General features: G+C 47.4%; 13 protein-coding genes. All 13 read left to right on the forward strand.

Annotated elements, in window-relative coordinates; genetic code table 11:
• Positions 1-98: 98 nt before the first annotated feature.
• The 13 genes from FB479_RS12915 to FB479_RS12975 all read left to right on the forward strand — a co-directional run bounded on the left by FB479_RS12915 (position 99) and on the right by FB479_RS12975 (position 16,977).
• Complete coding sequence (locus FB479_RS12915) at positions 99-611, forward strand: GNAT family N-acetyltransferase (RefSeq protein WP_106655136.1); 513 nt, start codon at positions 99-101, stop codon at positions 609-611.
• 152 nt (positions 612-763) lie between these two features.
• Positions 764-1,375, forward strand: coding sequence for a DedA family protein (locus FB479_RS12920; protein WP_106655137.1), 612 nt, complete (start codon positions 764-766; stop codon positions 1,373-1,375).
• A 183-nt stretch (positions 1,376-1,558) separates the two neighbouring features.
• Entirely contained in the window at positions 1,559-3,043 is a 1,485-nt protein-coding gene (locus FB479_RS12925; protein ID WP_185746361.1) for an amidohydrolase family protein, read from the forward strand.
• 186 nt (positions 3,044-3,229) lie between these two features.
• A complete protein-coding gene (locus FB479_RS12930; protein WP_142065482.1) occupies positions 3,230-4,072 on the forward strand; it encodes an ABC transporter ATP-binding protein in 843 nt (280 codons plus the stop codon).
• Complete coding sequence (locus tag FB479_RS12935) at positions 4,005-4,760, forward strand: ABC transporter permease (protein WP_020477521.1); 756 nt, start codon at positions 4,005-4,007, stop codon at positions 4,758-4,760. The genes FB479_RS12930 and FB479_RS12935 overlap by 68 nt, the downstream gene beginning before the upstream one ends.
• 31 nt (positions 4,761-4,791) lie before the next feature.
• Positions 4,792-5,787 (forward strand): aliphatic sulfonate ABC transporter substrate-binding protein, encoded by a 996-nt coding sequence (locus FB479_RS12940; RefSeq protein ID WP_142065484.1) that lies wholly within the window; start codon positions 4,792-4,794, stop codon positions 5,785-5,787.
• 79 nt (positions 5,788-5,866) lie between these two features.
• Positions 5,867-6,727 (forward strand): tryptophan 2,3-dioxygenase, encoded by an 861-nt coding sequence (kynA, locus tag FB479_RS12945; RefSeq protein ID WP_142065486.1) that lies wholly within the window; start codon positions 5,867-5,869, stop codon positions 6,725-6,727.
• Between the two features lie 199 nt (positions 6,728-6,926).
• On the forward strand, positions 6,927-8,027 hold the full coding sequence (locus FB479_RS12950; RefSeq protein WP_185746362.1) for an ATP-binding protein: 1,101 nt from the start codon (positions 6,927-6,929) through the stop codon (positions 8,025-8,027).
• Positions 7,988-10,390, forward strand: coding sequence for a DUF5682 family protein (locus FB479_RS12955; protein ID WP_142065490.1), 2,403 nt, complete (start codon positions 7,988-7,990; stop codon positions 10,388-10,390). The genes FB479_RS12950 and FB479_RS12955 overlap by 40 nt, the downstream gene beginning before the upstream one ends.
• Positions 10,375-11,514 (forward strand): VWA domain-containing protein, encoded by a 1,140-nt coding sequence (locus tag FB479_RS12960; RefSeq protein WP_142065492.1) that lies wholly within the window; start codon positions 10,375-10,377, stop codon positions 11,512-11,514. Before FB479_RS12955 ends, FB479_RS12960 begins: the two co-directional genes overlap by 16 nt.
• Positions 11,515-11,533: 19 nt before the next feature.
• On the forward strand, positions 11,534-15,001 hold the full coding sequence (locus FB479_RS12965) for a DUF4132 domain-containing protein (RefSeq protein WP_142065494.1): 3,468 nt from the start codon (positions 11,534-11,536) through the stop codon (positions 14,999-15,001).
• Between the two features lie 2 nt (positions 15,002-15,003).
• The gene (locus tag FB479_RS12970; RefSeq protein WP_142065496.1) at positions 15,004-16,662 is read left to right on the forward strand and encodes a hypothetical protein; all 1,659 of its coding nucleotides are present in this window, start codon (positions 15,004-15,006) and stop codon (positions 16,660-16,662) included.
• A gap of 24 nt (positions 16,663-16,686) precedes the next feature.
• On the forward strand, positions 16,687-16,977 hold the full coding sequence (locus FB479_RS12975) for a hypothetical protein (protein WP_142065498.1): 291 nt from the start codon (positions 16,687-16,689) through the stop codon (positions 16,975-16,977).
• The last annotated feature ends 2 nt before the right edge of the window (positions 16,978-16,979 follow it).

Below are 16,979 nucleotides of genomic sequence, written 5' to 3' on the forward strand. Positions count from 1 at the left end.
ATTAATCAATCTTTCATTCGTTTGAGAAAGAGGGATGGAAAATCATGCTATAATGTTAGATGCCCGAGAGATTCACTGAGAGGAAGGGGTACCTGCCCATGAATGAAAAAAGCATCCATACACAACGGCTTATATTGATTCCATTTACACATAGAATAGCGACGAATATTTTGCAAGAAAATTACGAAGAGTTATTGGATATGGGGCTTACATTAGGCAAAGGCTGGCCTGATGAGGATGCGATGGAAACGATACCCAAAATCATCAAAGCACTCGAACTCGCAGGGGAACCAACAGGATTTGAATCGTGGATGATCATTACAAAAGATGGTAGGAAGATCATCGGTGATGCAGGGTTCAAGGGAGCCCCGAATACAGAGGGAGAAGTGGACATCGGCTATGGAATTATTGAAGCCGAACGAAAAAAAGGCTATGCGTACGAGGCGGCAGAAGGCTTGGCGAATTGGGCGTTGTTGCAGCCAGATGTGAAAAAGATTACGGCGAAGTGCTTGCTAGATAATATAGATTCCGCAAAATTATTAGTCAAAATGGGCTTCACAGAAATAAAGAGGGACGACACCATGATTTACTGGTCTAGTCAGAAGGGATAATAGTCTACATGAAAATTTTCAATGGAAGGGTAACCCAAGACCTCCTTGTTTCGTATTGAAATAAGGAAAAGATTATCGCTTTTCATTGAACTATGCAACGCGTGTCTCTATACTGAAGAGATAAGCATTGGTAAATAATTGTGAGGGATAACATGCAGAACTGGATGACCCAAATTATTGAACAATATAGTTACTTCGGTATCTTACTCATGATGGCACTGGAAAACATCTTTCCACCCATACCTTCTGAGGTGATCTTGACCTTCGGTGGATTTATGACGACGCAATCATCCTTAACGGTTTTTGGCGTAATCTTGTCAGCTACAATCGGTTCGGTGATCGGGGCAATCATGCTCTATGGAATCGGTTTCTACCTAGACGTCCAAAAAATAGAGAAGATCGTAGAGAGATGGGGGCATCTTCTGCGCATTAAAACGGCAGATATCCATAAAGCGAATGAATGGTTCGACCGTTACGGATACTGGACGATCTTTTTTTGTCGCATGATCCCATTAATCAGAAGCCTGATTTCCATTCCAGCTGGTATGACCAAAATGAATTTCCCGCTGTTTTTGCTGTTTACAACACTCGGTACGTTTATTTGGAACATCGTCCTAGTGATGGCTGGTCATTTACTGGGGGAATCGTGGGAAGACATTCTGTACTATTTCGATCTCTATTCCAATGTCGTTTATGTTGTACTCGCTTTTACGGGGGTAGCCTTTCTCATTTTTTTCCTCCGCAAACGAAAAGCGGATGCCTAAAACCTTCCAAACCATCTTTCCTTCAAGGGAAGGTGGTTTTCCATTTGGAACCAACAGGTAAACATATTATAAAAAGTTGTAATTTTCTTGCAAATACAAGGTGTCGAAATTGCGGTAAGGTGTAGGGAGGGGAGTAGGTGACATGGGCACCGTCCTTATTCTTGAAGCTGGGGGAGATGCAACTTGATCGATTTGTTACTCGTGGACGGCGTAGTCATTACCATGGACAAAGACCGTCGGGTATTACAAGACGGGGCAGTCGCCATAGATAAAGGAAGAATTTTGGAGGTAGGCGACACTCCACTTCTTAAAGACAAGTATCCTGCACAAAAGGTAGTCGACTGCGCGCATCATTGTATACTGCCAGGCTTCGTTGACGCACATGGTCATGGCGGACATTCGCTGTTCAAAACGATTGCGACAGACAATATCAACGACTGGATGCCAATCATGACCAACACTTACAAGCACTACGTGACAGACGATTTCTGGTACTACGAGGGAAAGCTGTCAGCACTGGAGCGGCTTAAAGCTGGAATTACGACAGGCGTTAGCGTACTAGGCTCGATGCCGCGCTCAGATGATCCGATCTTTGCCTTGAATCACGCCAAAGCGTATAACGAGGTTGGCGTTCGTGAAATCGTAGCGACAGGTCCTTGCAATCCGCCGTGGCCGCATCCTTTTAGCCGATGGGTCGATGGACAAAAAGTAACGAAGGAAGTCACGTATGAGCAGGTGCTTGCTGGAGCAGAAGCAGTGATTGAAGCCCTGAATCACGCAAATAACGATAAAACCAGAGCATACATAACGCCATTTGTCATCGTCACCTCTGTCAATCCGTCCTATCCGACACCAGCTGACCAATTGTTTGGCTTAACCGATTTTGACCGTTACCAAGCGCGGAAAATCAGGGAGATTGCAAAAAAGTACGACACGCGCATCCATTCCGATGCTTTTGGAGGCATGATTCACCTCGCGATTCAAGACAAAGAGTACGCGCTGCTCGGTCCAGACGTGCACTTGCAGCATTGTCGGGGAATTTCTTTTGACGAGGCGAAAATTTTGGCCGAAACAGGAACGAATGTGAGTGCTTCTCCTGGTTTTGGTCAAATCAATGCACGCACTCCCATTACGGAATTGCTGGAGATGGGAGCAACTGTTGCGATCACGACGGACGGCACCTCGCCGATGACTCCTTTTGACATGTTCCAGGCCATGCGCAGAATGCAGCTGCTGCAACAAGCGGCGCTGCGTGATTATTACTACCTCCCGCCGGGCAAGCTGCTGGAAATGGTCACGATTGATGCGGCACGCTGTGTCGGCTGGGATGACGAACTGGGGTCACTGGAAGCTGGTAAAAAAGCGGATGTCATTACCGTAAATATGCATCAGGCCCACTTGAATCCGGAGAACATGCATGTCCATCGTGTCGTCTATCAGGCAGTTGGTGGAGATGTGAACCATGTCATTGTCGATGGTGAGCTGATTATGGACGAGCGCCGTGTTTTGACTGTGGATGAAAAGCAAATCCTCAAAGAAGCGAATGAAGAGGCGAACCGCACAATCGAGCGGGCAGGCTTAGAAATCTACATGCAGCCAAGCAAGTATTTCTGGGGGCATGCGCGAGCTTATTTGGATGAGAGAAGATTTGATCCGACGAAGTTGTAGGGGAAAAAGAGTGGATAAACGAAGACCCATGTAATGCTGCACAAAAAACTAGGTTACCGCATTGAATAGGAGAAGGTGCCCGCCGCCTTCCCTTTTTTATGGATTATAGTTGACAAAAACGATAGGATTAATCATTATTTATTCATAATCCCCATCGACAAAGTTGGAATAAAAAGAGGTGCAGTCATGTATCTGACTATTGATAATGTTACGAAACATTTTGAGAATGAGCAGAAACAAAAAGTAAAGGTGCTGGATGATATTAATCTTGAAGTGGAAAAGGGCAGCTTCGTTTCCATTGTCGGCCCCTCTGGCTGTGGTAAATCGACGCTGCTCTACTTAATAGCCGGATTGGATCGACCAGACAGCGGTGACATACACGTTGCTGGCAACAAAGTGAATAAGCCCGGTCCCGACAGAGTCGTCGTTTTCCAAGAAGCGGGATTATTTCCATGGCTAACTGTTTTGGAAAATGTTACATACGGGCTCAAGTTGAAGAAAATGTCTGCAGCGAAAGCCAACGAAAAGGCGCTGGAAGTGCTCAAAATGGTCCATTTAAGCAAGTATGTTCATTCCTATCCCCATCAGCTCTCAGGCGGAATGAAGCAACGTGTAGCCATAGCTCGGGCACTTGTCATGGAACCCGATATTTTGCTGATGGATGAACCGTTCTCGGCGCTGGATGAACAGACGAGGATGGTTCTTCATAAGGAGTTGCTTGAGATTTGGCGGACGACCAAGGTCACGATTTTTTTCGTGACCCATAATATCCGAGAGGCCGTTCAGCTTGGGGAGAAGATCGTCGTTTTTGCCACACGCCCCGGCAAAATCAAGGAGATCATTGCAGTTCCTGCCATGCGCGATGGAGTCATGCCGGACAGTGTGACATTAAGCACCGAGCAGAAGGTGCTGTCGATCCTGCAAGAAGAGATAGAAAAGGTGCTGAAGGAGGAAATGGGCAATGACTACAGCTTTAAGACGGGTCATCTTCATCGCTATGATAGCGGCGATCTGGGAAGTCACATCTAGATTATCTGGGCTCCCATCGTTCATGTTTCCTAGCTTGACCCAGGTTTTCGAAACACTCGTAAATGGCTTGATAAGCGGGCAAATTACCGCTGCGATTGGAAAAAGCATGGGACGAATCCTGTTGGGCTTTCTCATTGCCATTATCGTCGGACTGATATTGGGTTACTTCATTTGGAGGTACAAACTCGTAGAAGATACGCTTGGCTTTGTGGTGACAGCGCTTCAGTCTATCCCGAGCATTGTCTGGTTCCCGCTTGCGATTATCTGGTTTGGCTTAAATGACTTCTCCATTTTGTTCATCGTGACGATCGGGGCGACCTGGACGATGACGGTCAATGCTACCAGCGGTTTCAAAAATGTCCCGCCGCTATATCAACGAGTCGCCAAGACATACGGTTCGTCTGGCTTTCACTTTGTACGAACAGTCATTCTTCCTGCTTCCGTACCGCAGATCATCTCCGGGCTTCGAATCGCTTGGGCATTTTCCTGGCGGGCACTTATGGCTGGTGAATTGCTCGGGGGTGGCGGTGGTCTCGGTCAATTGCTCGAGATGGGACGTTCACTTGGACAAATGGATTTGGTGATATCAGTGATGATCATTATTGCGATCATCGGTACCATCGTCGATAATGTTGTCTTTTCACGCATCGAACGCAACGTTCAGATGAAGTGGGGAGTCCATTCATAAAAGAAAAATGGCCTAAGGAGTGTGTCGTCACATGCTTAAAAAAGTGCTCAGTACCGTTGTCGCATCCCTATTGTTGATGGGGGTTGCGAGCGGGTGCTCTACTGGAGGAGCAGAATCCTCTGAGAAGGAAGTAAGGATCGGATATTTCCCAAATCTGACCCATAGCGCAACGATTATCGCGCTGGAGAAAGGCTATTTCAAGGAAGCTTTTGGTGCGGATGTAAAGATTCAAACAAAAACGGTCACCAATGGCGGATTGTTTATGGAAGCGATGGCAACCAAAGCAATTGATGTAGGGACAGTCGGACCTGGACCGCTGTTGAACTTTTATGTGAAGCACCCCGGGTATCGCTTGATTTCAGGGGCGGTCAATGGCGGAGCTGTGCTCGTCATGAATGGTTCAACCAATATTACGGAACTAAAAGATTTAAAAGGCAAAAAAATCGCGATTCCGGTTATCGGCAGCACACAGGATGTCATGCTTAGAAAAGCATTGAATGAGGTTGGTCTCAAACCGACGACGAATGGTGGAGATGTGGAACTGTATGCTGCGGCTCCAGCAGATACGGCAGCATTATTCGTGCAAAAATCCGTTGATGGTGCAGCAACTCAAGAGCCATGGGGATATGTACTGGAAAATCAGGCAGAAGGAAAATTGCTTTTGGACTGGGATCAATTCGCTTGGGGGAAAGAATCAACCAATACTGTCGTAGCAGCCAGCGATGAATTTTTGAAACGAGAAGGATTGGCAACCGCCTACCTGCAAGCACATAAAAAGGCAGTCAAATTCATTCAGGAAAATCCCGAAGAAAGCCAAGACCTGATCATCAAGCATTTGAAAGGTCTGACTGGCAAAGAACTGAGCAAAAAAGAAGTGCAGGCAGCCTTTTCCCGTTTGGAAGTAACAACGGCGGTCAATGAAAAAGTCATTCAGGAAATGGCCGATATCAGCCAGGAAGCCGGCTATATTTCCAGTAATAAGATCGATGGTTTGATTGATTTAAAATATTTGGAAGCGGTGAAATAATATCGAGTGAGAAGGAGCGAGATTAGCAGGAGGAACGGGGGATGGAAAGGAATTAGATGGGAAAGGAGGTCATGCCGCGATGAGACCACATGAACAAGGAAGTAATCAACCAAACGACACTTCATTGGAGACGCAGATTCATACTGATTTCCAAAAAGAGATGACGTACGGCGATTATTTACAGCTCGATCAAATCTTGTCGAGTCAACAATGCCAATCCAGCCATCATGATGAAATGCTGTTTATTATCATTCATCAGGTGAGTGAGCTATGGATGAAACAAATTTTGCATGAACTGTCAGCAGCAAATGAGTGCATCTGCAATCACGATCTGGAGCCTGCTTTCAAAATGTTCGCGCGAGTCTCGCGTATCCAGCAGCAATTGATTAAATCGTGGGATGTCCTTTCTACATTGACGCCAGCAGACTACCTCCAGTTCCGTGACAAGCTGGGTCATTCGTCCGGTTTTCAATCCTATCAAAACCGACTCATCGAATTTACGCTAGGTTATAAGAACCAGCATGTCCTGGCGGTGTATGCGCATCAACCGGAGCTTCACGCCCAAATGAGTGCGGCCTTGCAGCAGCCTAGCATTTACGATGCGGCGATCAGGGAGATGGCTGCTCGTGGCTTGCCGATTGATCCGGAATGCTTGAATCGCGATTGGTCACAGCCATACCAACCCAATCAGAGTGTAGAGCAAGCCTGGCTGACCGTGTATCGAAATGTGAACCAGTATTGGGATCTGTACGAGTTGGCAGAAAAGCTGGTGGATATCGCCAGTCAGCAACAGCAATGGCGTTTTAACCATATGACGACAGTCGAACGCATCATAGGTCAAAAGCCGGGAACAGGAGGGTCATCAGGCGTCATGTACTTGCGTAGAGCGCTCGATCACCGTTTTTTCCCGGAGCTGTGGAGCTTGCGGACTCTGTTGTAGAAAAATTCATCAAAAAAAGCGAGAAAAGCGTCTTGGGGACCCAGGGCGCTTTTTTTCGTGTAGTACTCATTTCACATCTTTTCACATATCCTTCCTAATATTGGGTACAAATACCCTTCTTTTCCTGACAAACATATGTTTTCATTTTTACTAGTATACATATTTTTCAAGAACAACAAGAAATGGAGTGGGCACTTGGATGGAAACAATGAAGCCACCTATGGAAGTGTTATATGCCAAACAGCTGAATGCACTGCGATCCCATGATACAGGGACAAAACCTCCCAATTGGCTGATGTCTCCCAGAGCTGTGCGCGATTTTATTTTAGGAACAGATGAACCCCTCTCTTATGAGGGCGAAAGTATAACGATTACGAAGAAGTTTTATGGAGACGATGTGCTTATTGAGCGTGCAATCGTCACGTTGGCAGGCAATCGCGGCTTGATGCTCGTCGGTGAACCTGGAACGGCAAAGACGATGCTGTCTGAGCTGCTGTCTGCGGCCATCTCCGGAACGAGCACGAATACGATCCAAGGCACCGCAGGAACGACTGAGGATATGATCAAATACTCCTGGAACTACGCGATGCTGCTGGACAAAGGTCCTTCGCTGCAAGCGCTGGTTCCTTCCCCGTTATACACCGGAATGAGCAAGGGAATCATTACCCGTTTTGAAGAAATTACCCGTTGCCCGTTTGAGGTCCAAGACGTGTTGATTAGTATTTTGAGCGACAAGGTGATGAACATCCCCGAGCTGTCAGACGGCATCCTGTTTGCGAAGCCCGGTTTTAATATCATCGCAACAGCGAATCTGCGGGACAAAGGCGTCAATGAAATGAGCAGCGCGCTCAAACGCCGTTTTAACTTCGAGACAATCGCGCCGATTAATCATGTGAAAATGGAAGCACAAATTATCGAATCCCAAGCAAAAGTGATTCTGGAGCAAAGTGGCGTAAACATCGAAATCGATCGGGATGTGGTTGAGATATTGGCGACGACCTTCATGGAACTGCGCATGGGCGAGACCAAGGAAGGTTTCAAAATCGATTCCCCCCAATCCGTGATGAGTACAGCCGAAGCCGTATCCGTCTATGTCCAAAGTGCGATGACGTCCCATTACTATGATGGCAGGCCCATTTCTATGGATCGATTGGTGCAGAACATGCTGGGAGCGGTCGTCAAGGAAAACCAGAAGGACGCAAATATCCTGAAAACCTACTTTACCAAAGTGGTCAAAGAACGGGCAAAGGAAGAGGGTCTATGGGGAACGTATTACAACGAGAAGAAATGGATCAAATAAACAGTCAGGACCGCTTCATAAAGTCATTCGTCGAAGAAGAGGTCTACAACCTCAGCAAACAGGTTGTCTATTTCCCGGTTCGTCATCATAGTCCTGCCTGCGCGTTTCATTTGAAAAAAACAATCGAAGAGTATCAACCGGAAATCATTCTGATTGAAGGCCCGGACCATAGCAATCATATCATTCCGATCTTGACGGATGAACGGACGAAGCCTCCTGTGAGCATTTATTATGCGTACGCCTCAGGGGAGCAAAAATACGTCTGTTACTTTCCGTTTCTTCTGTATTCGCCGGAATATGTGGCCTTGGTCGAAGCAAAACGCCGGCAGATTCCTGCTGCTTTCATTGATCTAAGCTACGGAAGCCGCCTCGAAAGCTTGGAAGACGGCCATGATTTGAAAAAGAAGAATGAAAAGCTGTCCTATCACGATGAGCGCATGTTGGCAGGCTCGCAGTTTATTCAGCGATTGTGCCAGACGATGAAATACCGGAACTTCGATGAGCTTTGGGAAAAGGTTTTTGAGATTGATGGTATCCGAAAGAAAACGCAGGAATTCGTCAAGGATGTCTTTGCCTACTGCTACCTGTCACGAAAATGCTATGATGACGCTACGTTGGAAGCGGAAGGTGATTTGATTCGCGAGGCGCACATGCGTCAAAAAATTGCAGAGGCAAAACAAAAACATGCGAGAATTCTCGTGATTACCGGGGGCTTTCATACATACGGACTCATTGAGGAGCACAAGACTTCCTACAAGATACAAAAGGTGCAGGAAGAAAAAATATATCCGATGGTGTACACGTACCAGGAAGCAGATCAGTTGAATGGATACGCAAGCGGGATGCCGTACGTTCACTACTACGAGAGTGTGTGGAAGGCACTGGAGAAGAAGGAGCGTGCTCCCTTCTCGAAAAGCGCCTTGATGTACCTCCCTCAACTGCTCAAAAGGCTTCGTGACAAAGGAGAAACGACGTCAACTGCGGATGCAATCGAAGCGTACAGCCTCATGAACGGCTTGGCTGTCATGCGGGAAAAGGCGGAGGGCGGTGCCTATGAGTTGATCGATTCCGTTCTCTCTGCTTTTACAAAAGGCGAACGCTCGATTGCAACTTCACAGCCGATCGAGACATTGCGAGAGCTGTTGACCGGAGACGGAATCGGTGAGGTAGCTCCTAATTCACTGGATGTGCCTATCGTTCGCGATTGCAAAGACAGAAGTAAATCGCTAAAGCTCGCGATCACAACCACAGGGCGCAATCAGAAGGTGCTCGAATTGTATGCCAAGAAGTCGCATCGCGAAGCCAGCCAATTTTTTCACTGCATGCAGTTCTTGGGCACAGAATTTTGCGCCAAAGAAGCAGGGCCAGACTGGATGAACAACCGAAATGTCAATCTCGTCCGAGAAACATGGCGCTACAGCTATTCCTCCTTCGTCGAAGCCCGTCTGATCGAGAGCTCGGTCTACGGTGGGACGGTGAAGGAGGCAGCTGCGCATAAGCTAGCCGATATGGTAAAAGAAATGCCGCAGCACCAGAGCCATGAGCTGGCAAAATGGCTCTTGATGGCGGTCGTCATGGGATTGGAAGAGCTATCGGAAAGGCTCTTTGAATTTGTAGAAGAGTCCGTTCGGCAGGATGGACATTTTCTCTCTCTTTGCAAAACGTTGAAGACACTCACGATTCTTTTGGAACAAAAACGGTTGTTCGGTCTTATCGAAACAGAACGGCTGGAGAGCTTGGTGGAAGAGGTATATTACCAGGCAGTGACCAAAATCGTCGAGCAGGGAAACCCGAACCCCAACGAACTGGATGAGTTGGCCGATCAGCTCAAATTCCTCTACATGCTGAGTGAGAAGAGACAGGCAGATGATTCCCGAGAGATTTTCAGTGATCAACTGCTGGAATTGCTGCGCAACGACAAGCTACCCGCGAAATTGGAGGGAGTAGTGGTCGCAATCTTGTGCAATCTCGAAGTGTTAGAGCGCGCAGAAATCTCCCGACGTGCACGTGCATATATGTTCGGCTCGCCTGAGCAAATGCTGCATACCGCCGCGTATTTACATGGCGTTTTTATCGTGGCTCGTGACTACCTCTTTCATCAAGAGGAAATCTTGCGCGATCTGCATCAGATGATTACATCCTTGGCCTACGACGACTTTTTGCAGGTGGTGCCTGAACTGCGATTGGCGTTTACGTATTTTAGCCCAATGGAAATTAGCATGCTCTCGGAAAAAGTGGCAGCTCTCTTCCAAACGACGGTGGAACAAGTCACGAATCCAGTCATCGATGAGCGTACCTTGCGTGATGCCCGCATGCTCGATCAAGCGATCAAGGAGGAGTTTGCCAAATGGAACCTGATTTGAGCCGCGAAGCCTTGAACCGCTGGCGGTTGTTATTAGGCTCTCATGCCGAGGAATCATTGGAAGGCAGCGGGGTCTATCAATCACCCGAGTTTTCCTATCAGGAACTAGACTCGATTCTTGAATTTTTATACAACCGTGAATACGGAGAAGAGCAAGGCTATCGAAAAGAAGGCGGCCGGGGAGATTCGGCATTGACGGTTCCCTCCTGGCTGAATAAAATCCGCAAGCTGTTTCCCAAAAAAACGGTAGAAATCCTTGAGCGGCAAGCTCTGGACCGCTATAACATGACAGAGCTGTTGACAGACAAAAAAGTGTTGGAAAGCATGGAGCCCAACATGACCCTCTTGAAAAACATCCTCCAATTTAAAGGCAGGATGAAAGGAGAGGTCGTGAAAAGTGCAAAGGAAATTGTACGCAAGGTCGTAGACGATCTGCGGCGTCAGCTTGAGAATGAAGTGCAGACCAGCATCGTCGGCAAACGCAATCGCCACAAGCGCGGCTATACGAAGTCGATGAAAAATCTGGATGTCCATAAAACGATTCGCAAAAACTTGAAAAACTACGACCGCAAAAAAAGCCGTTTTATTATCGATGAACTGTATTTCCATAGCAATGTCCAGCATCACAACAAATGGAACATCGTCATTGTCGTGGACGAGAGCGGCAGTATGATGGACTCTGTGATTTACAGCTCTGTTATGGCAAGCATTTTTTACAAGCTCGCTGCTTTAAAGACGCATTTGGTTATTTTTGATACAAAGGTCGTTGATTTGAGCGATAGACTGGATGATCCGGTCGATGTGCTGATGAGTGTGCAGCTTGGTGGGGGGACTCATATTGCCCAGGCGCTCAAATACGGTAGAACACTGCTCGAAAATCCATCGAAGACGATATTTATCCTCGTCAGCGATTTGGAGGAGGGCTATCCGATCAAGGAAATGTATCGCCAAAGCAAGGAAATTATAGACGCGGGCTGCAAATTTTTAGTGCTGACGGCTTTGGATTTCAATGGCAACGCTACATACAACCAGCATGCTGCAAGGGTATTGAGCGATATGGGAGCAAATGTCGCCGCGATCACGCCTGATGAGCTCGCGCAATGGATTGGTAAAGTTATCAAATAGAGAGAAGGAGGAGTAAGGAATGGTTTTACGAAAGACAGATCTCAATCCGGTTACGAAGAAATTTGTGGAGGAGTTTATCAGTGCAAGTGATCGAAACAAGCATTTGTACGATCAAATCGCTGATTACGTTGCAGGTGACACAGACGAATGCCCGGAAATCGCAGAGGACCCGCGGTTTTACAGCTATACGATTCGATCCGAATTTGACAAGCTGAAAAAACGCGGCGAGGAGCTGGCTTTCTACCGAGCAGCTGTATTGATCTACAAGGCAAGTAACCGTTTTTACGATAAGAAAAACGTAATGGATGAGTGCTTCCTGGACCAGATCGAACTGCAAAGTATGAAGGAAATTAGTGATGCTGATATCCGTGCTAGAGATCAGAAAGCATTGGAGGCCATGAGAAAAACGGCCGAGCATTTTGGGCCTGCGTTGTTTGGCGAATTTTTGGTAAAAGCCGCGGAGGATTATCGCGTAAGCATCAGCCGTGACTACTCCTCGACATTTGATCGGGCCAAATTTTTGCTGTTCATTTCATATGCGTACATGATTTCTCCGAGCGTATTGGAGGAAGCAAAAGAAAAGCTGATGCCGATCTACTATTACCTGCTTACAGGTGATACGCGCGAATTTATAAAAGAGCTGCATACCATTGCAAAAGAAGTCGTGACCATGCAGTTTTCGAGCAACAATTTACTGACGAACGAGTCGTTGTACCCTTCGTTCGTCAAAGAGAAAAAGGCTGCGCTGCGAGAAAAGTATTATCCAGGAGAGCAGGTCAAGGAAGGCTCCCTTTTGAACCAGAAGCATTTGAAGCGTTATATGGAGCTGGTCATCAGCTTGCTGTACTTCCGCATTCACGTCAAAGGCGGGATCAGTGCATTTCTGAAGAAGGAAGAGGAGATCGATCGGGAGCTGCACGACACCTTGCAAATCTTTTTTGACATGTTCCCGCTTGATATCCTGTCCGAAGATAAGAGACTGGCTGGCCTTGTGCAGATGGAGGAGCCTTACGATCTACTGCTGGGACTTCGCGAGCATTTGCTATCTCCCCCGACGCTCTGGGAGCAGGTGAAACAGCTGGCGCTTGAAGATGTAACCAAATCGAGACGAGCGCTTGAGCTTGCTTCAATCCCGATGGTCAAAGGATTTTTATACAAAACGCTGGCGGTAGCAGGCGTGGATCTCACCGATTTCCAGCCTTCTTTGGAAGGGATTATTCAAGACGCGCTGCGACGTGCGAAGGGCTCAACGAAGCTGGCGAGCTATTTGGATGGAAAAGCTGCCCTAGAGGATGTGCTCGAGCATGTGCATCTGGAGGACGTACAACTCGTAAGACAGCAGATGATCCTGTTGAGCTTCTTGCCTGTAGACCATCCGTTTATTGCGCGTCTGATTCCGTTCATGTGCCACTACAAAGACAAGTCCAATCGCAGAGTAGGCCATATGTGCTTTGCTCATGCGTTCCAGGATCGATTAACCGCCATCATTGATCATTACCAGAAGGACGAAGCCGTAGATATCCAAACACTCTTTCATCAGATTTTGTCGATCAAGGAGATGCACTATTATTACACAGACGTCAATGAAGAAGTGTATCGTTCATTGGTCGTAGCGAATCCGGAGATGAGTTTGGCTCAATTTGACAAGCTGGATACGGAGCTTCGCGTGTTTGTGATGCAAACCCTATTGGCGGCAAAGGAGACGCTGTCTGAGAAATTGCGGAACCAAGCGATTCTGCTCGGGTTGGCTGACAGCTCGAAGAAAGTGAGCGGCCTTGCTGGTTCAGCGTTTCTTCAGGCCAAAGACAAGGAGCTTTATTTGCACGTTTATCAAACCGAGAAAAAAGCAAAGGTCAAGGAAATGGCGCTTGATGCGATTCGCTCCCTGGACAATAACAAGGAGATTTTCCAGGAGCTATTGACAACAGAAAAGAGCAGCAAATTTAAAACGCTGCTGCAAACATTTATCGACGCCGAGGAGCAAGGGCCAGATGCGAGTTTGACCCATTTGGGCAATCTGACCGACAAGCGCAAGCTCACACGGATTAAATGGATGCCACTGGAGCGCATGCCAGTCCTTCGCGACCAAGACGGCAACGAGCTGGGCCAAGAAGTAATGGAGTACATGCTAACCGCTTCGATCGAATTCCCGACAGCACCAAACCCGTTGGTGCTTGACTTGAAACCTTCTCTGCAAGCGGCATCTGTTGCTGACTTTACCGTAGAAGCATTGCGTACATGGCTCGATAATGGAGCAGTCGCCAAAGAAAAATGGATCATGCCGCTCTGCGTCGCTTTCGGAGATCGACGTATAGTCGATACGATTGGTCAGTTGATTAAGGAATGGACAGATCACTCTCGCGGTGCTTTGGCTGCGGATGGCGTGCGTGCCCTGTCGTTCTCAAATGATTTGACTGCACTGCGTCTCATCGACCAGATCAAGCGTACGATCAAAAACAGGCAAGTCAAAACAGCAGCAGAAGAGGCGCTGTCCATGGCGGCTGCGAATCAGAACATTTCCGCGATGGAACTGGAAGACCGATTGGTAACTACGCTTGGTTTCGATGCATCCGGCAAGCAAGTGTTTGACTACGGCGACCGCACCTTCACGGTTAAAGTCAGCAACGAGCTGGAGCTGGAAGTCACGAACGACAGCACAGGAAAAGCGGTCAAAAATCTGCCTGCGCCGTCCGCGAAAGATGATTTGGAGAAGGCAGAACAAGCGCGATTGACTTTTGCTCAATTGAAAAAAGACCTGAAAAATATGGTGAAGGTACAATCTCTTCGTTTGGAGGAGTCCCTGTCTAAATCGCGTTATTGGTTAACGGCAGCATGGAAACATCTCTTTGTGGAGAACGTGTTGATGCAAAAATTCGCAATTGGACTGATCTGGGGTGTATACGAGGACGGAAAGCTCGTAGATACGTTCCGCTATATGGACGATGGGACATTTAACACCGTCGACGAGGATGAGTATGAGTTGGCAGATGAGCAGCTCATTGGCTTGATTCACCCACTGGAGCTGGACGAAGAGACGTTGAACGGCTGGCGAACGCAGCTGGAAGATTACGAGATTACACAGCCATTCGAGCAGTTGAATCGGGAAGCGTTCCTGCCTACGGAAGAAGAAGTAAAAGCCAATGAATTGCTCCGCCTGCCTGTTGAATCGTACTCACCTACTGCTTTTGCAAAAATGATGGAGAAATTCGGCTGGGTCAAAGGAACGCCGCTCGATGCCGGTTATTATTACGAGTTTTACAAACTGTATGACGGTATGGTGGCTGAGTTGAAAATCAGCGGGGCGAGCATTTCGTATTGGGAAGGAATGGAGGATGTGAAGCTGGAAGCGTTGGCTTTCTTTCCAAATAAAGATGCCGAGTACAAGCATTTTTACTTCAAACCAGTGGATCGGCTGAAGCTCACTGATATTCCAACACGCATTTTCAGCGAGACCGTCTATGATGTCATGCGAGCAGCAGGAAAATAACGATGGCGGATTTCACATCTGAATTTCATCGGTTTATCGCGCTGTGCAACGAAGAGTATTTGATCAAATACGCGAATAAAGGAATTTACAATCGTTCCATCAAGGAAATGGAAAAAGGAATGACCGTTTCCTACGAGTTCAGGGACGATTACGTCGAGTGTGCGCTGTCAGATGACAGCGTATGCCGACTTCATGCAGATATTGATCGCTTTTCCTGCTCATGTCCATCAGACAAGATATGCAAGCATGTCATCATCGCCATCGTCTACTATGCCCAAAACCATTTGCAAGCAGGAGCAGGAAACGAGGTAGAGCTGGAGACCTACAAGCCTGACTTTAGCTGGCTGTTGCAATTGCAGCCGTCTCATATTAGCAAGGCTTTTACCCCAGCGCAGTTGGAAGAAGTGCTGTTTCGCCTCGACTATTTCGAGGAGATGGATGTCGTTGAAACATCCTTTTTAACCATGACATTGCGCACCCAGGATATATCCGTTTCTTTTGACAGTGATTCGGAGATCGGGAAGAGTATGTGCACCTGCAAGGCAAAAGGCAATTGCTTGCATAAGCTGGAGGTCATTTTGCGCTATCGGGCTATGCATCAGTTACAGGATCGTGAGCAGTTACAAGCATCCGTAACCGATGTCAGCTATGAAACCGATGTCGTAGCAGAAGCCAAAGCCCTGATCGCAGAGATTCTGGGCATCGGCTTGGCGAAGCTATCCCAGACGATTTGTACTCGGTTAGAGCTGCTTGCTATCGCTGCGCATAACGGCAATCTTCCCCGCTTAGAAAAGGACATTCGCGGCATTCATGGGGAGCTGAACTTATTTTTTCAGCGTCATGTCAAGTTTTCAACGGAAGCGCTGCTCGACCGGCTTTCCCGGGTGTACCTTAGTTTGCTTGCCCTAGAGAAGGCCGATCAAACCGAAGCGAAAAAGCAGCTGCTCGGCAGCTTCAAGAGTAAGTACCATATGGTTCCGCAGTTAAGTCTGTATGCTTTGGGAGCGAATCCATGGGAGACGCGGTCAGGGTACAAGGGGATTACGTATTACTTTTATTCGCTTTCTGATCAGCGCATCTACACGTATACAGAAGCGCGCCCCGTATATTATGAAGGCATATCCTTTTCCTTTAAGGACAGCTATAAAGGCAAGGTACCCTGGGGAGAGTTGATCTCCATGGAGGAGCTCTCTCATTCACAGGTCATCCTGACACAGGCGAAGACGAATCGGGAGCAGCGCTTGTCTTCCAGTGAAGAGACGCGATTAACCATCGTTCCCAGGGACAATATCGAAGAACTGGATCTGGGCAAGGTGTTCATTCGCGATTGGTCAAATGGTTGGAAGGACGCGGCAGGCGATATGTTTGAGACTGCGTTGGACTCGGTTTTTCTATTGAAAGCGAAGCAGTTCAACCAAGTCGAATTCGATCAGAAGACGCAGCAGTTGATTCTGACGATCGAAGACGAGCAATGTCATTCTCTCCAATTAAGCATCTCCTATCAGGGGGAATTCGCCCGCAATATACGTCATCTCGAGCAAAACAAACGGCTGCTAGAGTTGCGCGATGTGTATTTGCTTGTGCAAAAAATAGGAGATGGGCTTTATCCGATCAGCATCATGCAGGGCAAATCGCTGACGAGCTTTAAGTTAGACCTATAGACGGTGAGGGAGTGGACGTAAATCATGGAGGAGCTATATTCCTTAACCGAAAAGCTGACGGAATGGCAGGAACGCTTATTACTCAAAGGAATCCATAAACTTGACAAGCAAGATTTGCAGGAGCTGAAAAAGCTGCAAGAGCTCGTGACCGAATACGATATGAGCTTCCTCGGCTCATTGATAGAAGACCTGCAAGTGGAGGGCAATCGCTATTTGCAGGAAGTAAAAGCGGATGCGGAGTTGTTAACGCAGCAGTATTTGTATGTGGTGCAGTACGTCAATATGATGAAAAAGCCTTTGACTCGGTCATCGTAATT

The sequence above is a fragment of the Brevibacillus sp. AG162 genome, assembly GCF_006715575.1.
Taxonomy (GTDB): domain Bacteria; phylum Bacillota; class Bacilli; order Brevibacillales; family Brevibacillaceae; genus Brevibacillus; species Brevibacillus brevis.

Bases quoted from the DNA above. Each gene is read 5' to 3' on its own strand.
- FB479_RS12915 (WP_106655136.1), top strand. From the start codon at position 99: ATGAATGAAAAAAGCATCCATACACAACGGCTTATATTGATTCCATTT.
- FB479_RS12920 (WP_106655137.1), top strand. From the start codon at position 764: ATGCAGAACTGGATGACCCAAATTATTGAACAATATAGTTACTTCGGT.
- FB479_RS12930 (WP_142065482.1), top strand. From the start codon at position 3,230: ATGTATCTGACTATTGATAATGTTACGAAACATTTTGAGAATGAGCAG.
- FB479_RS12935 (WP_020477521.1), top strand. From the start codon at position 4,005: ATGACTACAGCTTTAAGACGGGTCATCTTCATCGCTATGATAGCGGCG.
- FB479_RS12940 (WP_142065484.1), top strand. From the start codon at position 4,792: ATGCTTAAAAAAGTGCTCAGTACCGTTGTCGCATCCCTATTGTTGATG.
- kynA (WP_142065486.1), top strand. From the start codon at position 5,867: ATGAGACCACATGAACAAGGAAGTAATCAACCAAACGACACTTCATTG.
- FB479_RS12950 (WP_185746362.1), top strand. From the start codon at position 6,927: ATGGAAACAATGAAGCCACCTATGGAAGTGTTATATGCCAAACAGCTG.
- FB479_RS12955 (WP_142065490.1), top strand. From the start codon at position 7,988: ATGGGGAACGTATTACAACGAGAAGAAATGGATCAAATAAACAGTCAG.
- FB479_RS12960 (WP_142065492.1), top strand. From the start codon at position 10,375: ATGGAACCTGATTTGAGCCGCGAAGCCTTGAACCGCTGGCGGTTGTTA.
- FB479_RS12965 (WP_142065494.1), top strand. From the start codon at position 11,534: ATGGTTTTACGAAAGACAGATCTCAATCCGGTTACGAAGAAATTTGTG.
- FB479_RS12970 (WP_142065496.1), top strand. From the start codon at position 15,004: ATGGCGGATTTCACATCTGAATTTCATCGGTTTATCGCGCTGTGCAAC.
- FB479_RS12975 (WP_142065498.1), top strand. From the start codon at position 16,687: ATGGAGGAGCTATATTCCTTAACCGAAAAGCTGACGGAATGGCAGGAA.